This is a genomic window from Pseudomarimonas arenosa (assembly GCF_014841215.1).
Taxonomy (GTDB): Bacteria; Pseudomonadota; Gammaproteobacteria; order Xanthomonadales; family Xanthomonadaceae; genus Pseudomarimonas; species Pseudomarimonas arenosa.
Genome location: NZ_JACYTR010000010.1, coordinates 100,155 through 124,017 on the forward strand (window position 1 = coordinate 100,155; position 23,863 = coordinate 124,017).

Here is a 23,863-nt window from a genome sequence, read left to right on the forward strand (position 1 = left end):
TGATAATCCGCGCCTCAAACGCCGAGCACCAGATCCTCGGCCTCCACTCGATCAATCTTGATCCGATTGGCAAACAGCGAAAACGCCAGCATGCCGGCCAGGCCATTGGTGCGACGCAGCCAAGGCGGAATATAGGTCGGTTCGCTGATTGCGCCCTGCTGGAACATCGGCTCCAGGGTAAATACATCGTGCAGGGCCATCTTGCCGGCAAACAGCAGATGGGTCAGTGCCAGACGCCGATGTTTGAGCGCCCAGCGGAAGAAGGTATGCACGCTGAGCAGGCCATGCAGATAGACGGTGTCCTTGGTGAAAGCCGTGCCGCCGGTCGCCGGACTGCCGCGAAACACCCGCATGGCCGAGGTAAAACTGTCGATCTCGTTCTGTCCGGCCTCGAGAAACAGCTTGAATACATCGAGAAAGTCAGCACCGTTCAGGGCATTGTCGATCGCCACGATGCGCAGGGAAATCCGCTTCAATCGCTGCAGATCGATCGAACCGGTGATCAGTTCGGCAAAGGTGGCCAGGCCTTCCTGCGTCGCGGTGACACGCGGTACCGAGCGCCCGAGGCTCTTCAGATAGGGCTGATCGCGGCCATTCAGCGCGGTCAGTGTGTGCACAAAGGCTTCGTGTTCGAGCAGCTGATGGCGATCGTACTCAGTAAACCCGGTGCGATCGCGCAAGCGAATGCGGGTGGCGCCGGCCGCCGCCTTGGGTGTCAGGTCAGGATCGATCTCCACTCGAACCTTGTGTTGAGTAAAGAAGTTGTCCAGGGCGTGCTGCAATTCCTGCTGCATGGTGGCCGCTGACAGCACGTAGTCGGCATCGCCGGGCAGGCTGCCGGTATCGACGTCCGAGGCCAGCTCGACAAAATGCCGGGCGGCATCGAGGTTACTGAGCTCACTGCCGGGCAGACGGTCACCGGGTCGACCGAACAGACGCATCGAGTGCCAGAACATGTCGGGGCGCCCCAGCGACTGCAGCAGATCCGCGGTCACCTGATAGCTGACCACGGTGCGGCGCAGATACTCGCCCAGCGGGTGGTGCGGATCGGCGGCATCATGAATGGCCTGCAGTTCGGCGTGCACCTGACTCAGGTCGCGTTTCGGATATTCCGGATGCGGAAGCTCTGGCTGACCGCCATGCCAGCGCTCCAGAAAGCGATCGCGCAGCGGTGCGGCCCAGCTGACATCGGTCATCAGCCGAATCGGCTTCACCGCCTCGACCATGCGAGCATCAAGGGCGGCGTGGCGCTCTACATGAACATCCATCAGCACTCCCGGCGAAACCTGCAACGATCAACCTTCGACCAGCCCACAGCCACGGGTTGTGCATGATCATGCGCCTTTCCGCGCACAGCGAACAGCTCAGCGCTTGCCGTATTTGTCGACCAGGCGCTTGTTGAGCGCCTTGCCGAGCCGCTTATCTTCGGCCCGTCGCTCAAGCTGCTGTGCCAGCGACTGTCGGGCCTGGCCCAGTTCCTGCCCGAGCTTGAGGAACTGCTCCCAGCGGCGCCGATCGAGATCGCCGCTTTCCAGTGCCGCGCGAATGGCGCAGCCGGGCTCGCGATCATGCCGACAATCGCGAAACTTGCAGTCAGCGGCCAGGGTTTCGATATCAGCAAAGCCGGCGTCGTCCAGATCCTCCTCGCCGGTCAGTTTCAGCTCGCGCATGCCCGGGGTATCGATCAGACAAGCGCCGCCCGGCAGCCGCAGCAGACTGCGATGCGTGGTGGTATGCCGGCCGCGCGCATCGCTGTCGCGCACGGCACCGGTGCGCTGCCTTTCGTGACCCAACAAGGTATTGGTCAGGGTCGACTTGCCCGCACCGGACGATCCGACCAGCACCAGGGTCTGGCCCGGCGCCAGCCAGGGCTGCAGCGCCTCGCGCGCCGCCGCTTCGCGTGCATTGACCCGTACCACCGCGACCTCCAGTTTCGCCAACTCGGCCAGAGCAGCTTCGGCATCCTGAACCTGTAGATCCACCTTGGTAAGGACAATGACTGGGCGGGCGCCACTGGCGCCGACCATGGCCACGTAGCGCTCCAGACGGCGTGGGTTGAAATCGCCATCCAAACCAGCGACCACCAGCACGGTATCGATATTGGCGGCAATCAGTTGCTGCTTGTAGTGCTCACCGGCCGCGGCACGACGCAGCAGGGATTGCCGCGGCAGCAGGGCCTCGATGCGATCATGTGCCGGATCCAGCAGCACCCAGTCGCCCACCGTGGCCCGCTCCTCCGGCATCAGGCTGGCCTTCACCCACTGCGAGGGTGATTGCACCGCGAACTCGTATTCGCCATCGGTGACCTTGTAGCCGGAGCGATGTTGTTCGGTCACCCGCGCCACCCGCCCGCGCGCCCTGCTCAGCGCCTGCGCGGCGGGCAGATCATCACGCCAACCGCACTCGGCCAAACCGGGCGTCACGCTCGGCGGCGCAGGGGACGAACTCATCGAACGGGTGGCTGACATCTCATCAGGCGAATTGTGGCGGTTCGGCGCGCTTGCTACCACTCCCTTGACCTTGGCGGCACTATGCTGGCGTCTGATATCGGCAGGAGACAGCCGCATGGGCTTGCCACGCTTAGCACTGGGGTTGGGGGGCCTGGGCTTTCTCGCCTTCGGCGCCATGTTCATGGTCGCACCGCTGCAGACCATGGCGATGGCCGGAATCGAACTGCAGGGCGGCCTTGCCGCCACCGAGCTGCGAGCCTTCTACGGCGGCCTGGAACTGGCCCTGGCCGCCTTGCTGCTGCGCGCGGCGCTACGTCCGCAGCTCCACGCCGAAGGCCTGCTGCTGATGGCCTTTGCTTATGGCGGCATCGGCACCGCACGCTTTATCGGCATTGCCCTGGAAGGCTCGGCCACCCCTTTCCTCTGGTTTGCGCTCGGCACCGAGTGGGGCTTGGCGGCTCTGGCCGGCTGGGCCCGATCGCGCCTGCGGCGGGGCTGATTGGTGAGTGACGAATGCCACGCTGATCGACAACTTACCTAGTTGATCTCGGCGGTGCATCCGTGCTCCACAGGAATCTCTGAACTTGTTCAGAGATTCTCTACCAATGCTGCCTATGCTGCGGTGACCAGACGGACGAACTCGTCGAGATCCACCTCCAGCAGGCGTTCGGCTGCGGCCTTGCCGGCGTCCTCGTGCTTGGCAGATTGCACAAAGCGCTTGAACGCCTGCCAATCCGAGGCCAGAGCGACCACCAGGATACGCGCCAGGTCATAGCTCAGTTCTTGGACGTTGTCGGTCGCGTAAAAGCTCTTTCCCGACCAGAAGCTGTCCAGGTTTCTCTTGTTCCAGTGCCGGCGGTGCTTCACCAGCAGTTCCCGCTGATGGCTGACCGTGGCATACGGATGACCAAGCCGTACTTCGGTATTGACTGCGATACCTTCGTCCAACCAGGTCGGCAAGCCAAGATGCGACAACAAGCTGTGGGTCATTTCGTGCACGATCACCGCCTCCATGCGATCGATGCGAGCGGTGTTGCTGGCGAAGTGACCGCAGCCGAACGACAGGAATACGCCGCTGCTGACAGTCTCCTGGCTATCGGCACAATCAAAGGCTGACACGTAGCGGTAGTAGAGATCAGCGTCCTCAAAAACGATCAGGATCTCCTTGCCGGGGTCGGCAGGCGCCGCCAGTTCCTCCAGCAGCCGCAGCACGCGCAGCTTGGTTCGGTCGAGGTAGTTCAAGGCCAGGCGCGCTTCGCGCTCGCTGCCCGGGCTGAGCAGGATGCTGTGCTCGGACTCGGCAAATCCGTATTGCGGACCCAGATCGCTCAGCAGCCAACGCGCCCAGCCACGCTCACATTCCAGCCACAGGCCGGTTCGATCTTCTTGAGGCAGCGCCTCCAGCCAACGATGCACGCGCGGCCAGTCGACGTGCCGAATCCCTCTGTGCGATCGCGCGCCCTCGCTCAAATCGAGCTCGGTATCGGTCGATCGCACGATGCCCTCACCGACCGCGCGTTGTAGCAAAGCCGGCGCACCACGGCGCGCGGCAAGTCCGGCCCACCAATTGAACATCCTGGCTCCCATGCCGCGTGATCAAGCGCCTATTGCAGCACAGGGGCCTTCTTGTCGACAGCTGACAGGCCAAGCCCTGAAGTCTCCCCACTTTTCTGGCCCGGTTGCTGCGTCGAATCCCCATCAACAGGCTCGGGCCGCCCGAAGGGCGGAACGAAACGCTCTTGTTGGTGGCTTTGCCTTAAGTGTTTGAACTGTCTGCTGGTTTTCTGGGAAGGCCTCAGGCCAAGCCGTGCCGACATCGTTGTAACCGCGGCCAAATGCGCCGAACCGAGCCAGGGAATGCGCCCAACGGTGGCCGCCTAGGCCGATCGGCACGGGGCAGCTGGGGCATCAGGCTGCAGTCTGGGCAAAAGTGGAAAGCAGCAGACCGCCCATGGAAGATTACGTCAGCAACCACCGTTCGCCCGCCGAGGCTGACGACGCCTACGCGCCCACTGCGCGCGATATCTGGCATCGGGTGCAGCGCGAGGCGGTACCCCGCAGTCATCAGCGTGCCCCGGAGCACCTGAGCCTGTGGGTGCCGCAAACCAGCTTTCAGATGCAGGTGCACGGATTCGCGCCGTTCACTGCCAATCCCTGCAGCCTGATCCTGCTGCACCCACGGTTTCGCTTCGATCGCCAGGTGCTGCAGGACGCCTGGCTGAAAGTCGATGAAGTACACCTGCCGCTCAGCCTGCTGGATCGCTGCGGCATGCAGATGCAAGGCATGAGCCAAAGCCTCTTGCCATGGATGTATCTCGACGCCGAGGCCTACATCAACCTGCGCCGTTCCCTGGCCCTGCCTTCGCCGCTAAAGGAGACGGCCCTGGAGCGCTGGGCGGCGATGGTCTTGCAGTTGGCACGGGTGGAGTGGCGCAAACGCCCTCTGCCGCGGCAGGCGATTATCGAGACCGGCACCCATCCCAATCGCTTTGCCCTGGCGCAATCGGTGGCCGCCCGGCTCGATCAGGTCGAGGCGCGTTGCGGTGGACTGGATGAACTGGCCGAACGCTTCGGCGTCTCGGCGTTTCACCTGTTGCGGGTGTTTCGCCGCGTGATTGGCACCACGCCGCACCAGTACTATCTGCAATTGCGCCTGCGCCGCGCCCTGCTGCAGATCGATCTTGGCCGCGAGCGCATCGTCGACATCGCGCTGGCGGCGGGTTTTTCCTCGCACGGTCATTTCTCTACCGCCTTTCGCAAGGCATTCGGCTGCAGTCCGCTGGAATTCCAGCGTGGCCAGCAGAGACTGGCGGGCGAACTTCGTTGAGCAGCATTGAGTCAGGTGCCGGCAGCGCCCCTTGGCTGAACGTTTCGGATTGACCGCTCTCGACGAAGCGCTCGTCAGCGTCGACACTGCAGCCTGCCGTGGCCGATGAGGGGCCTTGCGGTCTGTCGTTGAATGCCGGAGTCGATCGCCGATGAACTATCTTGCTGCCCTGCCCCTGCTCGCCCTGGCCTGTTCGCTGCAGGCCGCCGACCTGCCGCATCGCAACTACGAAAACCATCCACAGAACGCGATCGATCTCAGCCCCGACGGCAGCCGCATTGCCGTCGCCCATACCGCCGATCAGCGCGTGCAATGGTTTGTCAGCAGCGAGTTGGGGCCGGTGGCCGGCGGCCATACCGTGGTCGGCGTCGATCCAGTCAGTGTGCGTTTTCGCGGAAACGACGAGCTATGGGTGGTCAATCACCTATCCGACTCGATCAGCATCATCGACGTCGCCAGTCGCCAGGTCACACGCACCCTGCCTACCGGAGATGAGCCTTTCGACGTGGTGTTCGCCAACGGCCGCGCCTTTGTCAGCTGCTCGCAGATCAATCAGGTCTGGGTCTACCAGCTGGACGATCTCACCCTCGCCCCCACGGTGATCAAGGTCGCTGGCGAGGACCCGCGTGGATTGGCGGTCAGCGCCGACGGCAGCGAGGTGGCGGTGGCGATCTTTGAATCGGGCAATGCCAGCACCGTGCTGCCCGGCGGCTTCGACAACACGGTCATCGCCCTGCCCAATGCGGTGGGTGATCCGCGTGGCCCCTACGGTGGTCAGAACCCGCCACCCAATTCGGGCAGCGCGTTCGAGCCGCCACTGGAAGGCTCAGCGCCGCCGCCGAATGTCGGACTGATCGTGAAGAGGGCCGGCGATGGTCGCTGGATGGATGACAACCATGGCGACTGGAGCCGCTTCGTGTCGGGCGATCTGGCCAGTCAGTCGCTGCGTCGAGTCGGCTGGAACATGCCTGACCGCGACATTGCACTGATCAACACATCCAGTTTGGCGGTGCAGTACGTCAGCGGCCTGATGAATATCGGCATGGCGATCAGTCCACTGCCGGGCGGAGGTTACGCCCTGGTCGGCACCGACGGCGACAATGAAATCCGCTTTGAACCCAATGTCAAGGCGACCTTTCTGAAGGTGCTGCTGGCCACCGTTGGCAGCAATGGCAGCCAGCCTCAGCGTTTCGATCTTAACCCACACCTTGACTACAGCCAGCGCAGCATCAGTGCCGAACTGCGTCAGCGTTCGATCGGCGACCCGCGGGCGGTGGTCTGGCACAGCGATGGTGAACGCGGCTGGGTAGCCGGACTCGGCTCGAACAACGTGATCGAGATCAGTCGCAGCGGCCAGCGCCGCGGCAACCCCATCGAGGTCGCCGAGGGCCCGATCGGCCTGGCCTTGGACGAAGCACGTGGCAAGCTCTATGTCTGGAGCCACTTCGCATTGAGTTTGAGCGTGATCGATGTCGACGATCGACAGGTCGAACACAGCATCGCCAGCTTCAACCCCTTGCCGGACGCGATCCGCCAGGGGCGCAAGTTTCTCTACGACACCCACGCCACCTCCGGCCTCGGCCAGGCCTCTTGCGCCTCCTGCCACATCGACTCGCGAATGGACCGCCTGGCCTGGGATCTGGGTGATCCGTCGCACGCGCCCGCTCCCTTCGACCAGAACTGCGTCACCGCGGTGGCACGCGCCTGCGAACCGTTCCACGCCATGAAAGGGCCGATGGTGACGCAAACCCTGCAGGACATCATCGGTCACGAGCCGCACCACTGGCGCGGCGATCGCAGAGGGATCGAGGCTTTCAACCCGGCCTTCATTGGCCTGCTCGGGCGCGACTCTGAGTTAAGCGCCGCCGAGATGCAGCAGTTCGAGGATTTCCTGGCCACCATCTACTTTCCGCCCAATCCATTCCGCGCCATCGACAACAGCCTGCCGCGCAACCTGGCGCTGGAGGGCCACTACACCAGCGGCCGCTTCAGCCTGATCGGCCAGCCGCTGGGCCATGGCGATGCCGTGCGCGGCCTGGTGCTGTTCACTCAGGGCTTGCTCGATGCGCCGTTCCAGTGCGCCAGCTGTCATACCTTGCCGACCGGCATGGCGGTCAATGGTCCCTTGTTTGCCGGCCTTCCCTCAGTGGTGGCCGGCGGCAGTGTGATGCCGATCGGGCCGATGGGCGAAAACCATCTGGGCGTGGTCAGCATCGATGGCTCCAGCAATGTGCACATCAAGGTGCCGCAGCTGCGCAACCAGCATGAAAAGGTCGGCTACGAATCCACCCAGCTGGAGAGCAACGCCGGCTTTGGTTTTCTCCACGATGGTTCGGTCGATTCGCTGTCGCGCTTTCTTTCTGCCAATGCCTTTGATGTGACCTCGGACCAGGATGTGGCCGATCTCACCGCCCTGATGCTGAGCTTTGCCGGCGGCGACTTCAGCCTCGACAACCCGGCACTGGGCGCAGCCGCGCCGCAGTCGAAAGACAGTCATGCCGGGGTCGGTGCCCAGACCGAACACCGCGGAGGTCCGGCCTCGGCGCGCCTGAACCAACTGCTCAGTATTGCCCGCGATGGCAAGGTGGATCTGGTAGTTCATGGTGGCGGTCGCGGTTACCGCTACCTGCCGGGCGAGAACCGGCTACTGGCCGATGACGGCGCCACGCGGCTGAGCCCGGCCGAACTGCAGGACCTGGCCTCGCAGAGCGTGCCGCAGACCTGGACCCTGCTAAGCAGGAATCTGGCTACCCGTTTCGCCAATGATCGCGACGGCGACGGCATCAGCGATGCGATCGAACTGCAGCAAGGCTCGAATCCAGCCGATGCCGACAGCATCAGCCTGCGCCCTGCCGCCGGTCTGTGGTTCAACCCAGCGCGCAATGGTCACGGTCTCGATCTGCAGTTCGTGGTCGGCAGCAATACGCTGGCCCTTACCTGGTACACCTACAACGACGACGGCAGCCCGACCTGGTACCAGGCGGTCGGCCCGTTCGCCTCACCCTGGCAGGCCGACCTGCTGCGCTACCGCTGGAATGCCAGCCTGAATCGGGCCGAGAGTGAAACCGTGGGCTCAGCATCGCTGAGTTTTGATCAGGGCAGACAGATGAGCTTCCAATGGCAACTCGGCAATCGCAGCGGCAGTGAGCCGATGCTGCCCCTGCTCAGTGCTACCTCGGCGCCGGCGCCTGATCACACTGGCATCTACTTCGATGTCAATGAGCCTGGCTGGGGGCTGAGCATCAACAGCGCCGAGAACATTCGTGGTGCTCTGATGTACTTCTACGATGACGCCGGCGAGCCGCGCTGGAGCCTGGGCCTGGGCGACAACCGGCAATCCAGCGAACAGATCACCATGCTGCGCTTCACCGGCTTCTGCCCCGATTGCCCCGCCAGCGCAACGCCCTCGGTGCCGGCCGGCACCCTGAGCTGGCGTTTCAGCGCAGCACGCGCGCTTGAAGTCGACACCGATGTCGCCGCCGCACAAAGCCCGAGCGCTCCCTGGCGTCGGCAGCAGCGTCCGTTGACCGCCCTGAGCCAGCCCTATCTGGACCCACGCTGGCAGTGACCTCGACTCTTACTCTAGATCATCCTACATGTTAAGGGGCCAGGCGCCATGCAGAATTGCGGGCAACCACAGGTTGCCCGAGCGCTGATACAGCCAGCCAAACAACAGGCCAATGGCGAAGATCGCCGCGAAGGTGGCGAAGGCCACCGGCTCGGGCGAACCCCAGCGGTACAGCGCGCCGTGCAGCGGTCCGAAGGTGAACAGCAGATTGGCCAACAACAGCGCAGCCCAAGGCCCAAGGCGCGTTTGCAGGGCGGTCTGCAACCAGCCGCGATAGACCCACTCCTGCAACAGCCCCCAGACAAACCCGGTGGCGACCGCCAGGACCAGTCCAAACAGGCCCTGGCTGCGCATTGCCGGTGACAGCGACGGTCCACTGAGGGTGAGCACCAGCGCCAGCGTCATCAGCGCCTGCAGCAGGAACAGTCGCTCCTCACTCGACCAGCGCGACCAGGGCTTCCAGCCCATCGCGGCTGAAGAAAGACCCATCCAGCTCAGCTGCAAGAACGCAGCGGCGGTCAGCAGACTCAACAGCAGCCCGACCCGCGGGCCGGGACCTGCACCCGCCGCCGCCACGATCAATTTCAACCCAGGTTGCAGCAGCAGGGCCCAGCAGGCAAAAGCCAGCAGCATTCGAGCAGCGCCGGATCGCGCCACTCGCACATCCAGCGGCTGAGGAAATCGCAGTATCAAAGCTCGACCGAGTGCAGCAACGCTCATCCCATCCTCCAATCATGCAGCAGGCAAGACCGTCGACGTCGACATCCGCGCGGCCTTGCAGCGCGCCGCTGTCGCTTCATGAACAACCGGTTCCACGCTAAGCTGATCGCCAATGGCGAACCAGCGATTTGGGATCGATGACAGCGCGATGTGACCAATGACAAGGCCGCCGAAAGCATCGCGCTGGCAGATCGCCTGGCAGCGGCCGTATCCACTCAGTCGTGGCACTGCAGTTGAGCTCGGCCATTCGCTGGCGATCACCGTGTTTGCCCTGCTGCTGATCTGGCTGACCCGGCCATTTGGACTTGGCCACTTGCCAGCCAGCCTGGCCGATCGCCTGATCCTGGAACTAAGCGCCGTCTGCCTGGGCAGCGATGCGCTGCTGCGCGCTGCTCTGCCCGCCCTGTGGGGACGTCGCCTCGAAGCGGGCTGGACCTGCGGCAGGGAAATGCTGCGCACTGTCACCGAAATCGGCCTCCTGGCCTGCGCTGTGCTGGCCTGGCTCCACCTGCGCACTTCGATGACCCTTGGACCGCGCGGATGGTTGCTGGGCATCGCGGTGACCGCACTATGCGCCGCCGGACCAATCGCGCTGCGTGTGTTGCTGACTGAGCGCCAACTACGGGCGGCGCATCAGGATGAACTTGAGCGTGCTGCGCGCCACTCGGCAGACTCGGCAGCCAGCGACTGGCCGAGCACGCTCGCCATCGAGGCCAGCGACGGCCAACTGGCGCTGAGTTTTTCCGCCTTTCGTTACGCCGAGGCCGAGCAGAATTACGTCAACGTAGTGTGGCACGAGCAGAATCGCCGACATCAGCGGCTGCTGCGAATGACGCTGAGCGAACTTGAGCAGCAACTGGCCCGCTATCCGGTGTTTCGCTGCCATCGCTCGTTTCTGATTTCCCTGCCGGCCGTGACCGAGGCCCGGGGTAATGCGCAGGGCTACCAGCTCAACCTGCGCGAGCTGCCGGAGACGGTGCCGGTTGCGCGCTCACGCTTGACCGACTTTCGTGCTGCCTGGGCGCCGGTCAGCCAGGCTGCCCCACCACCGGCTACTGATCCACCGACTTGAGGCTGGACCGTGATGTTCATGCTGCACGTCGCCGCCTCAAACCGCACTCGCTGAACCGATCACAAAGCACGCTGAAGCGATGCCCTCGCTTCGCCGTACGATGAAGCGAGTCAAGTCGCCTCCCATAGCTCACCGTTTCACCGGAAACTTCACCAAGCGCCCGCAACGATTCGCCTAAGCGATTGAAGTAGCGTCATTTGCGCTATTTCTCTGATTCGCTGCGTACTGAATCAACCGCCGGCACGCAGAACAAACGTCACGGCTCGATAGCAGAAAATTGCTGAACACATCCATTGGTCAGGTCAGGAATACGAAAGCCTCACAACGAAATTTTTACGCAAACTCCGAACAGCCGCTTCCGCCCCGAAGCGGTTTGCTCCGCCGGTTCACCGTCTCGATGGGCTGCATGCATTGTTACCAATGCTTCCAAGCTCACTGCGGCAGTGAACCGCCACTGGGTATGCACTGCGCTGTTGCCTCTTTGCTCTCTATCAACGTTCAGAGTGGCCTGCACACAGACTCGCGAAGGATCGCGAGGCGGGACCAAGGCAACAGCGCAGTGCATACCGCTTGGGTGGAGCTCTTTCCCAGCATGGAGTCTTGCATGAAGAAGAACCGACTTAACCAGGCGATTGGCCTGGCATTGAGCCTCACCTCCCTGGCACTGCTGTCTGCCAGTTCTGCGATGGCCCAGAACAGCAACGACCAGGAGGAAGAAACCAACGAACTCGATCGCATCACCGTTACCGGTTCGCGTCTACAGCGCGTGCAGCTGGAAGGCCCTTCGCCGGTCACCATCATTGATGCCGCGCAGATTCAGCGCGAGGGCTTTACCACCGTTTTCGAGGTACTGAACTCGCTGACGCAGAGCACGGGCCAGATCCAGGTGGAACAGGATGCCGGCACCTTTACCCAGAACGCCAACTCAATCAACCTGCGCAACCTCGGCCCGGGCCTTTCGCTGCTGCTGATCAACGGCCGCCGCGCGGCGGACTATCCGCTGCCGTTCAACGGCCAGAGCAACCTGGTCAACCTGGCTTCGATTCCTGCCGCGGCGGTGGAACGCATTGAAGTGCTGGCCGGCGGCGCATCGGCCATTTACGGCTCCGACGCGGTGGCTGGCGTGATCAATATCGTGCTGCGCAAGAGCTTTGAAGGCCACATGCTGAATGCACGCGTGGGCGGCACTGAAGACGGCGGCGGCGCCAGCAAGCGCCTGCAGTTGGTCGGTGGCAGCAGCCAGGGCAACCTGAATCTGGTCTACACCTTTGAGTATCTGGATCGGCAGCCGATCTGGGGCTTTCAGCGCGACTTCCAGGATTCGCTGGCCGACGACCCGCGCCTCAGTGGCCAGGTGGTGAACACCCGCAATGTGCTGCTGCTCGACCCGTTCGATGGCAATGACGATGGCCTGACCTATATCGATCCGGGTCCGGCTGCCTGCTCGGCCTTTTCACCGGAGCTGGAATACTCGTTCCGTCCGGGCGGTCGCGGCTTTTACTGCGGACGTTCCGACGACGTTTCGCAGTTCACCCTGCGCAACCGGCGCGAAAACCTGAGCGGCATGCTGGATGTCAGCTACCTGTTTGAGGGCGGCCAGGAGCTGTACGGCAACCTCAACGTGTTTCAGTCGGACAGTGAGTTCAACACCGGCACCGCGTTCTGGACCTTGCTCAGCAGCAACTTCCTGATTGATACCGGCGGCACCGACTACTTTGATGTCGGTGGCGAGACCGTGCTGCCGCAGCGCATCTTCACCCACGCCGAAACCGGTGGCCGAGATGCCAACAACCAGACCTTCGATGAGCGCAACTGGAACATCGTGTTGGGCTTGAAGGGTGTGTTTGGCGATGGCCGCTTTGACTACGATGTCTCGTACTCGCACTCCGACTACACGGTTGAGCGGACCCGCCCACTGTTCCTGGCCGATGCCATTGATGACTATTTCCTCGGCCCGCAGCTCGGTACCGGCATCTTCGGCGCGCCGATTTATAACCTCAATCGTGACCGCCTGTTCAGCCCGATTACGCCGGAGATCTATCGCAGCCTGACCGCCATCGATACCACCGAGGCCGATTCCTCCAACGACGTGCTGACCGCCGTGGTCACCGGCGATCTGTGGGACCTGCCGGCTGGCCCGGTAGGCTTTGCGGCGGTGGCCGAGTGGGGCACGCAGGACTACCAGATCGATCTCGACCCCCGCCTGAGAAATGATGAGTTTTGGGGTTTCACCGGCACCGGCGGCGGCGGCGAGCGCGACCGTTATGCGCTCGGCCTGGAGTTTGGCCTGCCATTGCACGACACCGTCAACGCTACCCTGGCTGGCCGCTGGGACAAGTACGACGACATCACCGCCGTAGATGACGCACTGACCTATAACGTCGGCCTGGAGTGGCGGCCGATCGATTCGCTGCTGGTTCGCGGTGGCTATGCCACCAGCTTCCGCGCCCCGGACATGCACTACGTGTTCGCCGACCCGTCGGGCTTCTTCCAGTCGGTCGACGATCTGTATCTGTGCCGTCGCGACGAACCGGGCACGCCAACATCTGATTGCACATTTGCAAACTCCTCGTTCCGCGGCTCGCGCCAGGGCGACCCGAACCTGGAGGAGGAAGAGGGCGAGAGCTTCACCGCTGGTGTGGTGTGGAACATGACCGACAACCTGTCGCTGTCGGTCGACTACTACAGGGTTCGACTGGAAGGCATCGTCGATGATCTGAACGTCAACTACATCATCGATCGTGAAGCCGACTGCCGCCTGGGCATGGATATCGATGGCTCGCCGGTAAATATCAACTCGGCCGAGTGCCAGGATATTCTTAGCCGTGTCGTCCGCGCACCGGCCGATGGCTCGCAGTTTGCCGAGACCCTGGTCTCGATCCGCACGGGCCCGATCAATCGAGCTGTTCAGGAAGTCAGCGGCATCGACGCCGAACTGAAGTACGCCCTGGCCACCGACAGCTATGGTGACTTTGGCTTCCAGCTGGCCTGGTCACACGTGCTGACCGACAAGCAGGCACAGTTCGCGGCCGACCCGATTGTCGACCAGCGCGACAATCAGCTCGACCTGCGCTCGCGTATGCGCGGCAGCGTGAGCTGGGCCAAGGGCGACTGGCGTACCACCCTGTTCGGCACCCGCTTCGGCTCGGCGCTGATCGAAAACCTGGAGGGTCGCTCAGGCAGCTACACCCGCTTCAACCTGACCGTGGAGCATCGTTTCAGCGATTCGCTGCTCGGCCGCTTGACGGTGCAGAACCTGTTCGACAAGGATCCGATCCTGGATACCTTCAACTTCCAGGCTTATCCGTTCTACACCACCAGCATCTACGACCCGACCGGGCGTGAGGTGTTTGCGGAAGTGGAATATCGGTTCTAGCAACAGGCCCAAGCGCTTCCATTCTGAACCCACGGTTCAACTGCAAGCGCGGACATCACCGGGTTCGGCCATCGCCGGACCCGGTGATTCACCTATCAACGAAATCCAATCGCTGTACTGAAGACAGCACAGCGATCAAGTCGAAGTGGCGTCGAAGCGTGGATGCAGCGCAATTCGTCAAGCTGCAAGGCAGACTATCGAATCGGCCTCTCCCTTTGCGACGACGATCTGCGCTACAGTCGCAAGCATCGTCCGCAGACCCAAGCCCTGCGCCTTGCCGAACGCACGCCTGCCTTCAACAAGCCAGATTGCGCAGCGGCGTCGCGGCGCCGCGCTAACGTTTGCGCTGTGCCTGCTGCTGTCGTCTGCGTTGCTGGCCTCCGACCTGGCGCCGACCACGGCGCGCTTTCGCAGCCTCAATACCAGCAATGGCCTGAGTCAGGACACCGCACTCGCGCTGGCCCAGGATCGCCATGGCTTTCTCTGGGTGGGCACACAGGATGGACTCAATCGCTACGATGGCCACGAGGTGATCACCTTCCGGGCCGGTCGCGATAGCGACAGTCTGGGTTCCAGCTGGATCGACTCGCTCTGCCTTGATCCGCGCAATCGACTATGGGTAGGCACCAGTGCCGGCCTGTTTCGCTATCACGATGGCGATCAGCGCTTTCAGCGCTACAGCGACAGCCGACACCCAGCGAGTCGCGATCAGTTCATCTACGATCTGATCTGCAACGACGATGACAGCGTGTGGGTCGCTGGCAGCGAAGGCCTGGGACGCATCGACGACGCCTCGCACTCGCTCATGCTGGTCGAGGAGCAAACGCCGCCTGAGGATCGGCGCAGCCGCGCGCTGGCCGTTGATTTGCAGGGCCGGCTATGGGTCGGGGGCTTCAATGGTCTGCGCTGTGTGGACCCCGCACGCACACCGCTCGGCGCCTGCGGCGAAGTCGACCTGCTGCGTGGCAAGCCGGTAAATGCCCTGCTGATCGATCCGCAGGGCGCGCTCTGGGTCGGCACCGATCGATCGGGTCTGTTCCGGGTCGATACCGCCAGCGCTCAGGCCGAAGCGGTATTCGCCGATGACCCGCAGGACCCGTTCCGCGGCCGCGTGGTGGCCTTGCATTGGGACCCGCCGACTGGCCTTTGGCTGGGCACCGAACTGGGTGCCTATCGGGTGCTTGATCACAGCACGGCGACGCCGCGTCTGCAGCCCTTTCTGCATCGCCCCTATGATCCGTTCAGCGCTGGGCTGGGCCGGGTGCGCAGCTTTCTCAGCAGCGAAGACGGCAGCCTGTGGTTTGGCACCTGGGAAGGCGGCGCCAGCCGGCTGCACCCGCGCTATCGGCGCCTTCTCAGCTTTGCCGGTGAATCCCTCGGGCTCGATACCCACTGGCAACCGGCGGTTTACAGTCTGATCGAACATCGAGAGCAGCTATGGATCGGCACGCCGCAAGGGGCATATCAGGTCGATCTCGACCGTTTCGCGCTGCACCCTGCGCAGGGCAGCGAGGCGCGCGCCGTCCACTCGATGGCATCCGATGGTCAGACGCTGTGGCTGGGCACCGATGATGGGCTGTACAGCCACAGCGAGACGGATTCGTTTCGATCCAGTGAGGCACTGCCGGCACTGCGCCGCTCGCGGATCGCCCGATTGGCTGTCGATGGCCAACGCCTATGGGCCGTTGCGGCCTTGCAGGGCGTCTATGTGATCGATACCCAGAACAGTCAGATCCTGGCGCGCACCGAGTTTGCCGGCACTGTCAATCATATCGGCATTCTTAACCCTTCGTTTGTTCTTGTATCCGCCAGCGATGGCCTGTATTGGTTTGACCGCCACAGCTTTGCTCTGCGCCACCGAACCGAAGTCGATACCAGCGGCGTCAGCGGCAAGCTGCCCGGGCGACCCAGCGGCTTCCTGGTCGATGGTGCCGGGCGCGTGTGGATCTCTGCCTATGGCAGCGGGTTGGTCGAGCTGCAGCTTGCGGCCAGCGGCGAGCCCGCCGAGGCCGAGTTGAAGCTCGTCGCTGGCCGGGATCAGCTCAATAACCTGGGCATCAACTCCGTACAGGGCGATGCGCAGGGCAGGCTGTGGCTGGCCAGCGACCGCGGCATCATCCAGTTTGATCCACAAAGCGGCCAGACCCGTCATTTCGACGCCAGCGACGGCGCCCTGGCGCGCGGCTACTATTTTGCCGCCCGCCAACACTTGAGCAACGGCTGGCTGGCGTTCGGCAGCAAGCACGGCTTTACCGTGTTCGACCCGCTGCAGAATCTGAGCCCGATGCAGCCGCGACCACCCCTGGTCACCAGCCTGGAGCGTCAGGGACAGACCGTGCTGCCGCGCGCTCAACAAGCCGATTCACCTCTACCCGCGGCCATTCACCTGCTCGACACCCTGCGCCTGCCACCGGGCTGGGGGCGAAACCTGCTGTTCAAATTGGCCAGCCCCAGTTTCGTCCACCCGCAGGAGCTGCACTATCGCTACCGACTGCAGGGCTTCGACAACGAATGGCTGGAGGTCGATGCCCAGCGGCGACTGGTGGCCTATACCAATCTGGCACCGGGCGAATATCAATTGCAGTTGCAGGCGCTGGCGCGCGGTGGTCTGGCCAGCGATGTGCACACCTTGCAAATGATCATTGAACCGCTGTGGTGGCAGTCGACCGCCGCTCGGGTGCTGGCCGCACTGCTGACCATTGGATTGCTGGGTCTGCTATATCGGGCACGGATGCATCAGTTGGCACTGCAGCGAGGGCAGCTTGAACGTCTGGTGCGAGAACGCACCGAATCGCTGCAGCGCGCACGCGAGCAGGCCGAGCAATCGCTGCAGGTGTTGCAGTCGACCCAGGTTGAACTGGTGCGCGCCGAGAAGCTCTCGGCGCTCGGCCAACTGGTGGCCGGCGTTGCCCACGAGGTCAACACCCCGCTCGGCGTCGCGGTGACGGCGATCAGCCACATGAACCAGCAACTGCGCGCACTGCAAGACAAAGTGCAATCGGGACGCATGACCAAGCGCGATTTCGAACAGCAGATCGGTGAAACCATTGGTGGCGGCGACCTGGTCGAACGCAACCTCGATCGCGCCGCCGACCTGATCCGCAGCTTCAAGCAGGTCTCGGTCGATCGAAGCTCCGATCAGCGGCGCAAATTCGACCTCGACGAACTGCTGAACCAGCTGCTGCAGAGCCTGAAGATCCTCTGGCGCCATCGTCCAATCGAAATGCAGATCAACTGCCCACAGGATCTGATTCTGGACAGCTTTCCGGGCGCCCTTGGTCAGGTGCTGACCAATCTGACGCAGAATGCGCTGCTGCACGCGTTCCAGCCCGAGCAGGCCGGACGGCTGCAAATCGAGTGCCGCCCCCTGCAGCATGGCTGGGTTGAGATCCGCTTTTCCGACGACGGCCGCGGCATCGCGGCCGAGCATATGGGGAAGATCTTCGAACCCTTCTTCACCACGCGGCGCAACGAGGGCGGTACAGGCCTCGGCCTGCATATCGTGCATAACCTGGTCCGCGATGTGCTGGGCGGCAAGCTGCAGGTGCGCAGCGAAGTCGGGCAAGGCACCGAAATTCGTATCGAGCTACCTCAGGTGGCGCCGAAGTAATCGAGCTGTTCTGGCAGGCCGCTGAAACCTCCATCCTGGAAGTTTTCAGCGCAAACGGCCACCGCGAAGCCGCGCCCCCTCATGAAATATCCGGGCTAGAAAATCTTTGAGCGCCGCATCAGCACCAGAATCACCGACACCAGAAGGAAGGTCACAACCCAGAAGAACAGGTAGCCATATTCCCAGTTAAGCTCGGGAATATTGCTGAAGTTCATGCCGTAGATGCCGACCAGGAAGGTCAAGGGCAGGAACACCACGCTGACCAGGGTCAGCCGCTTCATGGTCCGGTTGGTGCGATGCCCGACCATCGACATGTACAGGCTCAAGGACTCGGACAGGATATCGCGATCGACCATCAGGTCCTGCAGCAGGTGCTCGACCGTGCCGACCATATTGCCCAGAAAACCCTGGGTAGCCTCGCCAATGAAAATCGATTTGCGGGTCGACAGCTCAGTCAGCACCGCCCGCGCCGGCAGCAGCACCTTGCGAAAATGCAGCAGGTCGGAACCGAGCGAGGAAAAGCGAGCGAACACATCGTCGTCGACCTTGCCGAAGGCCAGCTCGCGCTGCATCGCCTCGACCCGCTCTTCCATCTCCTGCTGCACTTGCAGATAGTTCTCGATCAGGTGATCCCACAGCTCGTAGACCAGAAAGCTGGGACTCTTGGCAAAGCGCAGGAAATCCGAGTGGTAGTCCTGTCGAACCGCTTCCAGGAACAACACCGGGTTGCGATGGATGGTGGCGAGAAAGCGCTCACCGATCACGATATCGACCCGCTCCAGCTCGACCCGCGCCCCGCTGGGCCGACAGCCGGTGACCACCACATGCAGGTAATCGTCGTAGCGGGCGTGGCGGGTCAGGGCTTCGCCCGACAAGGCCTCGTCGATCACCGCCTCGCTGATCAGACCGATCTGCTGCAGCGCATCGCGCACCGCCTGATCGGCCCCGGCCTGCACATCGATCCAGACAAAGCGCCCCGCCGCGACCGCCACTGCCACCTGATCCACCGGCAGCTCGCGTTCCTGCTTCTGATCGAAATCGAATTCGACCAGCCGGATCCGACAGCCCTCGCCGCCCACGGCACACCCCCCGAGAAGTCCCCGCGACCGTTCTACACCCTTGCCCCGCGTTTGCCCAGGGCTCGGGCAGTCGATCAGCATTGAACGCGCAGCGACGTAGTCGCTGTGAAGCGCCCGCGCGTACGGGCATGCCTGCCGCGAGCCTGTCCAACGGAACCGCACGCAGGGGACTTGAAGTTGAACAGGATGTTCAAACTTCAAGTTACCGGATCGATAACAGACACCTCAGCCGCAATGCAGCAGACTGCTAGCCAATGGTGGGCCACAGGCCCAGCCTACGCTCGGCCGTCCTGCGCTGGCACAGGGTGCGTCTTGGACGCACCGACCGCGGCAACCTCCTGTCTTGCCCGTGATTCACTGCGCAAGCGCGGTGAATCACCCCCTTGGGTGATGCTGCTGGTGCAGGCGCTTCAGGGCTTGCTTGGCCACCAGGGTATAGATCTGGGTGGTCGACAGGCTACTGTGACCGAGCATCATTTGCAGTGCGCGCAGGTCGGCGCCGTGATTGAGCAGGTGGGTGGCAAAGCTGTGCCGCAACCGGTGCGGGCTGACATTGACCGGGTCGATGCCGGCCCGCACGGCATTGCGTTTCACTGCGGTCCAGAACTGCTGTCGCCCAAGCGCACCGCCCTTGTTGGAGACGAACACGAAGTCACAGCGGTCGCGACCGACGATGCCGGCACGGGCCTCACCAATGTAGCGTTCCAGCCAATGCTGCGCTTCTTCACCCATCGGCACCAGGCGCTCGCGGCTGCCCTTGCCGACCACCCGCAGCACGCCCTGGCGCAGATTGATCTGGGTGCCGAGCAGGCCGACCAGTTCGCTGACCCGCAGACCGGTGGCATACATCAGCTCCAGCATCGCCTTGTCGCGCAATCCAATCGGCGTGCTAAGTTCGGGCGCCTGCAGCAGCGCCTCTACCTGCGTTTCGCTGAGCGCCTTGGGCAGCGGCCGGCCGAGCTTGGGCGCGACGATGCCAGCGGTCGGATCGTCAGCGCGCGCGCCACTGACCACTCGATGGGCGTAGAAGGCACGCAGGCTGGACAACAGACGCGCGGCGCTGCGCGGGCTGTAGCCGTCGCGATTGAGCTGCGCCAGGTAATCCAGCAATTCGGCCCGGCCTGCTTCGGCCAGGGACGGACCGACGCCGACCAGATGGCGCGCCAGGCCACTGAGGTCGCGCCGATAGCTGTCCAGGCTGTGTCGGGCCAGGCCACGCTCGGACCATATGGCATCCAGAAAGCCCTCGATCTCGGCTTGATCCTGGGCTCGAATCTCTGCCCGCGCCTGACTGCGTTGTCGCCGTTCTGCGGCTGTCTTGGGGCCGGCCATGGCCATCCATCATCACCCATGCAAGTGATCAGCATACCGACTGCGGTCTCGGCCAGCTAACCCGGATATTTCATGAGGTCGCGCCGAAAGATCCGGCGATTCCAAGCGGGGCGAGAGTTTCGACCGATGGTGTTGAGATAACAGAGTGTTCGCGATCTTTCGGCGCTGGCACGGCCCTCACCGGTCCTTTGTGCCGATTGCCGCGTTGCTTCTCGCCCAAGTGGGCCCACCACTTGGGCTCGTCGCGCCTTGCACTCGACGAAAAGTCCTCGGTGATCATCCGCGCCCCCTCATGAAATATCCGGGCTAAAATCCGCCGATGACTTCTTCTGCTCGGCGGTCGGCACAGCCGGCCCATTTCGGTTGGCGATTGCTGGCCCTGGTTTACGATGCCCTACCGATCGTTGCCCTGTGGTTCGTGGTCAGCGTGGCGGTCTTGTTGCTGCGCGGGGGCAGCCCGGTGGTGCCCTGGACCCTGGCCTTCTGGCTGCAATGCGCGGCGCTGTGGCTGGTCACCGGACTGTACACGGTCGGCTCATGGCGCAACGGTGGGCAGACCATGGGCATGCGCCCCTGGCGCCTGCGGGTGGTCGCCGAGAGCGGTGAGGCGGCCAACATCGGCCAGCTGGCGCGGCGTTATGCCTGGGCGACGCCGTCGCTCCTGCTCGCCGGCCTGGGACTGCTGCTGGCGCTGTTCGATGCCGAACGCCGCGCCCTGCACGACCGTCTCAGCGGAACCCGCATGGTGCGCATGGAACCTCCGGCAACCGGCGGATGAGCGCCCGGGATCGCAGCCTTCCGAACGCGCCAGGGGTCGCCAGCCCGGCTCGCTACCGCTACGATGCGCCGAGATCGTTCAGGGACACCGCCACATGAGCCGTGCAGCGCAATGAAACGCGATAACGTCAACTACGTGCTGGTTGGGGTGGCCGTGCTGATTGCCTTCATGCTGCTGCTGTTTACCCTGTTCACCATCACCGGCCGCAGCGGCACCATGCAGCGCTATGCGGTCGATTTCAGCAATGTCAGCGGGCTCGGCTTCGGTGCGCCGGTGTACTACGAGGGCTTTCGCATCGGCCAGGTGAGCACGATCGAACCCAGGCGCGAAGATGGGCGCACCCGCTACCGGGTCAACCTGGACATCCGCGATGACTGGCAGATTCCCGATGACAGCGTCGCCCTGCGCCAGGCCAATGGCCTGCTGGCCGATATGACGGTGGCGATTCGGGAAGGTGAAAGCAGCACCATGCTGCCAGCCGGCGCGCTGATTCCCAGCATCGAAGCCGGCGATGTATTCAGCGCGATGAATGACCTTGCCACCGAATTGACCATGCTGTCGCAGGAGCGTCTGCGACCGATGGTGGAAACACTGTCGACCCGACTCGATTCGATCGCCGGCACGGTCGACGCCAACGCCCCTGCCCTGCTGGCAGAAGCACAACGCCTGCTGGAGCAGCTCAACATCGCCGCCGGCAGGGCGAACAAGGTGCTGGATGCGCCAAACCGCGATGCGATCGCCGACATTCTGCAGGACGTCAAGGCGGTCGCAGCCGAACTCAAGACCACGCGCGCCGAAGCAGATGCCCTGCTGGTGGAACTGCGTGCTACGGTGGCCGATAACCGGCCAGGCATCCAGAACACGGTCAGCGACCTGGAACGCACGGTCAGCGCCATCGCCCAGCGGATCGACGGCATCACGCGTCACTTGGAGGCCTCCAGCCGCAATTTCGATGAGTTCAGCCGCGAGATCCGCCGCAGTCCGAACCGACTGCTGTTCACGCCGCCGGCCGATCAGGTGGAGGAATGATGATCAAGCGAGTGCACCGCGGCGCCTGTTCGCTGCTGACCCTGGCCCTGCTGGCCGGCTGCGCCTCCGGCCCCGGCATTCCGGAAACCGTCTACTACCGGCTGCCGGCGCAGCCTGAGGTGCGCACGGCCACCTCGACGCTGGACGCGCCCCTGGTCATCGATGCCTTCTACGCCGATGGCGTGCATTCGGACATCTCGTTGCTGTACAGCACCGACCCCGAGGGCGATCGGCTGCGCGCCTATCACTATCAACTGTGGCTCGACCCTCCGACGCGCATGCTGCAGCGGCGCCTGATTCGCACTCTCGATACCGCGGCCATCGCGCCCAAGGTGCTGGAAACCCTGCCGGCCAGTACCCAACACTACAGACTGCTGACGCGTATCGAAGCGTTCGAGCGCATCAAGCGTGACGAAGGCTGGGTGGTGCGCGCCAGCTTGAACATCCGACTCAGTCGCAGCGGCGGCGAGCTGCCCTTGCTGCTGCGCGACTACCGCCGCGAAGTGCCGGCCGATGGCGTCAGCGTACGCGATTCGGTCCGTGCGCTCGGCAATGCGGTCGATTCTATCTATGCTGAGCTGATCGGCGATATCGAGAAATTGCAGCAGCGAGGTTGAGAGCAATGCTGGGTCAGCCGCAACGCGAAGCGATGTTGAGAGCCATGGGCTACCGCCCGCTGCGCTTGCGCCGTGACGACGCTGCGGACACTGGCTCTGTGGCGACGCCTCACGCCCTCGCAGCAGCGCCACAGCCGGTAGCTCAACCGAGCCCCGCACGCCCCAGCCAACCCACCGACCGCGATCCCCTGTGGCAGGCGCTGCTGCGTGCAGTGCATGCCTCGCTTGAACAGGTGGATGCGCTGGGATGGGAAGCCGTGCTGGACGGCCCGCCCTACCGCTACGACGGCCCGCGTCTGTATCTCAACCTGATCGCCCTGCGCGGCCAGCCGGCCGCCAAGCGGGCGTTGTGGAAAACCCTGCGCGCCCTGCGCCGACGACGTCAGGGAACGCAGGGATGAACGCCCAAGTGCGCGAGTACCTCGATCTCGCGCCGGCGCGCATGCGCGCCATGCAGGAGCACGATCTGGAACGAGTAGCGGCGATCGAACGCGCTGCCTACGATTTTCCCTGGTCCATCGGCATCTTCCGCGACTGCCTGCGTGCCGGTTACGGCTGCTGGGTGCTGTGCCACGAGGAGGCGGTGATCGGCTATGGCATTCTCAGCAGCGGTGGTGGCGAAGCCCATGTACTGAATGTCTGCGTCGACCCCGAACACCACGGTGCCGGCCACGGCCGCCATCTGGTCAAGCGACTGATCGATCTGGCCCGCTGGCAGCGCGCGGAACGCGTTTTCCTCGAGGTCCGTCCCTCCAACCCCAGGGCAATCGCCCTGTATGAGAGCCTGGGCTTTAACGAGATTGGCCGACGCCCGCGTTACTACCCGGCCCGGCAAGGGCGCGAAGATGCCATCGTGATGGCGCAGGAGCTGCTAAGCGAAGACCTCTGACCGTCGTTGCCGGCGGTCAGCACGACGCGCGGGCCAGCTGCTGACGACCCGAAGCGGGCACTCACAGCAAACGGCGACCGACGGCCAGCGACCCGAAGCGGACGATGGCTTGCCCTGTTCGCACTGAGAGACAGCCCGAAGGGCGGATGAGTCCGAGGGCGGTAGCGATGGAATCGCCTTGACGCACCCTGAGCTTGTCGAAGGGTGCCTCAGCGAAGCGAGCCCTGAAGGTGCCCACGCCAGCATTGAGGTTGCAATGCTGGGTCGGCTGGCTTCGACAAGCTCAGCCAGCTGCTGACGACCCGAAGCGGACGATGGCTTGCCCTGTTCGCACTGAGAGACAGCCCGAAGGGCGGATGAGTCCAAGGGCTGTAGCGATGGAATCGCCTTGACGCACCCTGAGCTTGTCGAAGGGTGCCTCAGCGAAGCGAGCCCTGAAGGCGCCCACGCGAGCTTTGAGGTTGCAATGCTGGTCGGCTGGCTTCGACAAGCTCAGCCAGCGTGGCGGCGACCCGA

At 63.6% G+C, this 23,863-nt stretch carries 17 protein-coding genes; 11 read left to right on the top strand and 6 right to left on the bottom strand.

From position 1 onward, the window contains the following. Window positions 1-14: 14 nt before the first annotated feature. Both IFO71_RS07590 and rsgA read right to left on the bottom strand, forming a co-directional pair. A complete protein-coding gene (locus IFO71_RS07590) occupies window positions 15-1,268 on the bottom strand; it encodes a peptidase MATCAP family protein (protein ID WP_192028945.1) in 1,254 nt (417 codons plus the stop codon). A gap of 96 nt (window positions 1,269-1,364) precedes the next feature. Further along, a complete protein-coding gene (gene rsgA / locus IFO71_RS07595) occupies window positions 1,365-2,450 on the bottom strand; it encodes a ribosome small subunit-dependent GTPase A (RefSeq protein WP_192028946.1) in 1,086 nt (361 codons plus the stop codon). Window positions 2,451-2,565: 115 nt separating this feature from the next. Here rsgA and IFO71_RS07600 point away from each other — a divergent pair, with 115 nt between their 5' ends. Then, window positions 2,566-2,949 (top strand): DUF4345 family protein, encoded by a 384-nt coding sequence (locus tag IFO71_RS07600; RefSeq protein WP_192028947.1) that lies wholly within the window; start codon window positions 2,566-2,568, stop codon window positions 2,947-2,949. Window positions 2,950-3,062: 113 nt separating this feature from the next. On the opposite strand, the gene IFO71_RS07605 is transcribed toward IFO71_RS07600, so the two are convergent. Then, window positions 3,063-4,025 (bottom strand): gluzincin family metallopeptidase, encoded by a 963-nt coding sequence (locus tag IFO71_RS07605; RefSeq protein ID WP_192028948.1) that lies wholly within the window; start codon window positions 4,023-4,025, stop codon window positions 3,063-3,065. 376 nt (window positions 4,026-4,401) lie between these two features. Here IFO71_RS07605 and IFO71_RS07610 point away from each other — a divergent pair, with 376 nt between their 5' ends. Continuing rightward, entirely contained in the window at window positions 4,402-5,277 is an 876-nt protein-coding gene (locus tag IFO71_RS07610; protein ID WP_192028949.1) for a helix-turn-helix transcriptional regulator, read from the top strand. A gap of 151 nt (window positions 5,278-5,428) precedes the next feature. Then, entirely contained in the window at window positions 5,429-8,845 is a 3,417-nt protein-coding gene (locus IFO71_RS07615) for a YncE family protein (RefSeq protein ID WP_192028950.1), read from the top strand. A 24-nt stretch (window positions 8,846-8,869) separates the two neighbouring features. Here the strand turns inward: IFO71_RS07615 and IFO71_RS07620 are convergent, their stop codons facing one another. Continuing rightward, the gene (locus IFO71_RS07620; protein WP_192028951.1) at window positions 8,870-9,565 is read right to left on the bottom strand and encodes a CPBP family intramembrane glutamic endopeptidase; all 696 of its coding nucleotides are present in this window, start codon (window positions 9,563-9,565) and stop codon (window positions 8,870-8,872) included. A 157-nt stretch (window positions 9,566-9,722) separates the two neighbouring features. On the opposite strand from IFO71_RS07620, the gene IFO71_RS07625 reads away from it, so the two are divergent. The 3 genes from IFO71_RS07625 (at window position 9,723) to IFO71_RS07635 (ending at window position 17,623) form a co-directional block, all read left to right on the top strand. Continuing rightward, the gene (locus tag IFO71_RS07625; RefSeq protein WP_192028952.1) at window positions 9,723-10,637 is read left to right on the top strand and encodes a LytR/AlgR family response regulator transcription factor; all 915 of its coding nucleotides are present in this window, start codon (window positions 9,723-9,725) and stop codon (window positions 10,635-10,637) included. 604 nt (window positions 10,638-11,241) lie between these two features. Next, window positions 11,242-14,013 carry a TonB-dependent receptor plug domain-containing protein gene (locus IFO71_RS07630; protein ID WP_192028953.1) on the top strand — a complete coding sequence of 924 codons (2,772 nt, stop codon included), beginning with the start codon at window positions 11,242-11,244 and terminating at the stop codon, window positions 14,011-14,013. A gap of 274 nt (window positions 14,014-14,287) precedes the next feature. Continuing rightward, window positions 14,288-17,623 carry a two-component regulator propeller domain-containing protein gene (locus IFO71_RS07635; protein WP_192028954.1) on the top strand — a complete coding sequence of 1,112 codons (3,336 nt, stop codon included), beginning with the start codon at window positions 14,288-14,290 and terminating at the stop codon, window positions 17,621-17,623. A 95-nt stretch (window positions 17,624-17,718) separates the two neighbouring features. Here IFO71_RS07635 and IFO71_RS07640 read toward each other — a convergent pair whose 3' ends face one another. Together IFO71_RS07640 and xerD are read right to left on the bottom strand one after the other, a co-directional pair. After that, complete coding sequence (locus IFO71_RS07640; protein ID WP_192028955.1) at window positions 17,719-18,702, bottom strand: magnesium transporter CorA family protein; 984 nt, start codon at window positions 18,700-18,702, stop codon at window positions 17,719-17,721. 375 nt (window positions 18,703-19,077) lie between these two features. Next, a complete protein-coding gene (xerD, locus tag IFO71_RS07645; RefSeq protein WP_425502877.1) occupies window positions 19,078-20,034 on the bottom strand; it encodes a site-specific tyrosine recombinase XerD in 957 nt (318 codons plus the stop codon). A 319-nt stretch (window positions 20,035-20,353) separates the two neighbouring features. Here xerD and IFO71_RS07650 point away from each other — a divergent pair, with 319 nt between their 5' ends. The 5 genes from IFO71_RS07650 (at window position 20,354) to rimI (ending at window position 23,347) form a co-directional block, all read left to right on the top strand. Then, window positions 20,354-20,812 carry an RDD family protein gene (locus IFO71_RS07650; RefSeq protein ID WP_192028957.1) on the top strand — a complete coding sequence of 153 codons (459 nt, stop codon included), beginning with the start codon at window positions 20,354-20,356 and terminating at the stop codon, window positions 20,810-20,812. 111 nt (window positions 20,813-20,923) lie between these two features. Beyond that, window positions 20,924-21,841, top strand: coding sequence for an MlaD family protein (locus IFO71_RS07655; protein WP_192028958.1), 918 nt, complete (start codon window positions 20,924-20,926; stop codon window positions 21,839-21,841). Beyond that, on the top strand, window positions 21,838-22,458 hold the full coding sequence (locus IFO71_RS07660) for an ABC-type transport auxiliary lipoprotein family protein (RefSeq protein ID WP_192028959.1): 621 nt from the start codon (window positions 21,838-21,840) through the stop codon (window positions 22,456-22,458). The genes IFO71_RS07655 and IFO71_RS07660 overlap by 4 nt, the downstream gene beginning before the upstream one ends. A 5-nt stretch (window positions 22,459-22,463) precedes the next feature. Further along, window positions 22,464-22,859 carry a hypothetical protein gene (locus IFO71_RS07665; RefSeq protein WP_192028960.1) on the top strand — a complete coding sequence of 132 codons (396 nt, stop codon included), beginning with the start codon at window positions 22,464-22,466 and terminating at the stop codon, window positions 22,857-22,859. Then, complete coding sequence (gene rimI, locus IFO71_RS07670; protein WP_192028961.1) at window positions 22,856-23,347, top strand: ribosomal protein S18-alanine N-acetyltransferase; 492 nt, start codon at window positions 22,856-22,858, stop codon at window positions 23,345-23,347. The genes IFO71_RS07665 and rimI overlap by 4 nt, the downstream gene beginning before the upstream one ends. The last annotated feature ends 516 nt before the right edge of the window (window positions 23,348-23,863 follow it).

Bases quoted from the DNA above. Each gene is read 5' to 3' on its own strand.
- IFO71_RS07590 (WP_192028945.1), bottom strand. From the start codon at position 1,268: ATGGATGTTCATGTAGAGCGCCACGCCGCCCTTGATGCTCGCATGGTC.
- rsgA (WP_192028946.1), bottom strand. From the start codon at position 2,450: ATGAGTTCGTCCCCTGCGCCGCCGAGCGTGACGCCCGGTTTGGCCGAG.
- IFO71_RS07600 (WP_192028947.1), top strand. From the start codon at position 2,566: ATGGGCTTGCCACGCTTAGCACTGGGGTTGGGGGGCCTGGGCTTTCTC.
- IFO71_RS07605 (WP_192028948.1), bottom strand. From the start codon at position 4,025: ATGTTCAATTGGTGGGCCGGACTTGCCGCGCGCCGTGGTGCGCCGGCT.
- IFO71_RS07610 (WP_192028949.1), top strand. From the start codon at position 4,402: ATGGAAGATTACGTCAGCAACCACCGTTCGCCCGCCGAGGCTGACGAC.
- IFO71_RS07615 (WP_192028950.1), top strand. From the start codon at position 5,429: ATGAACTATCTTGCTGCCCTGCCCCTGCTCGCCCTGGCCTGTTCGCTG.
- IFO71_RS07620 (WP_192028951.1), bottom strand. From the start codon at position 9,565: ATGAGCGTTGCTGCACTCGGTCGAGCTTTGATACTGCGATTTCCTCAG.
- IFO71_RS07625 (WP_192028952.1), top strand. From the start codon at position 9,723: ATGACAAGGCCGCCGAAAGCATCGCGCTGGCAGATCGCCTGGCAGCGG.
- IFO71_RS07630 (WP_192028953.1), top strand. From the start codon at position 11,242: ATGAAGAAGAACCGACTTAACCAGGCGATTGGCCTGGCATTGAGCCTC.
- xerD (WP_425502877.1), bottom strand. From the start codon at position 20,034: ATGGCCGGCCCCAAGACAGCCGCAGAACGGCGACAACGCAGTCAGGCG.
- IFO71_RS07650 (WP_192028957.1), top strand. From the start codon at position 20,354: ATGACTTCTTCTGCTCGGCGGTCGGCACAGCCGGCCCATTTCGGTTGG.
- IFO71_RS07655 (WP_192028958.1), top strand. From the start codon at position 20,924: ATGAAACGCGATAACGTCAACTACGTGCTGGTTGGGGTGGCCGTGCTG.
- IFO71_RS07660 (WP_192028959.1), top strand. From the start codon at position 21,838: ATGATGATCAAGCGAGTGCACCGCGGCGCCTGTTCGCTGCTGACCCTG.
- IFO71_RS07665 (WP_192028960.1), top strand. From the start codon at position 22,464: ATGCTGGGTCAGCCGCAACGCGAAGCGATGTTGAGAGCCATGGGCTAC.
- rimI (WP_192028961.1), top strand. From the start codon at position 22,856: ATGAACGCCCAAGTGCGCGAGTACCTCGATCTCGCGCCGGCGCGCATG.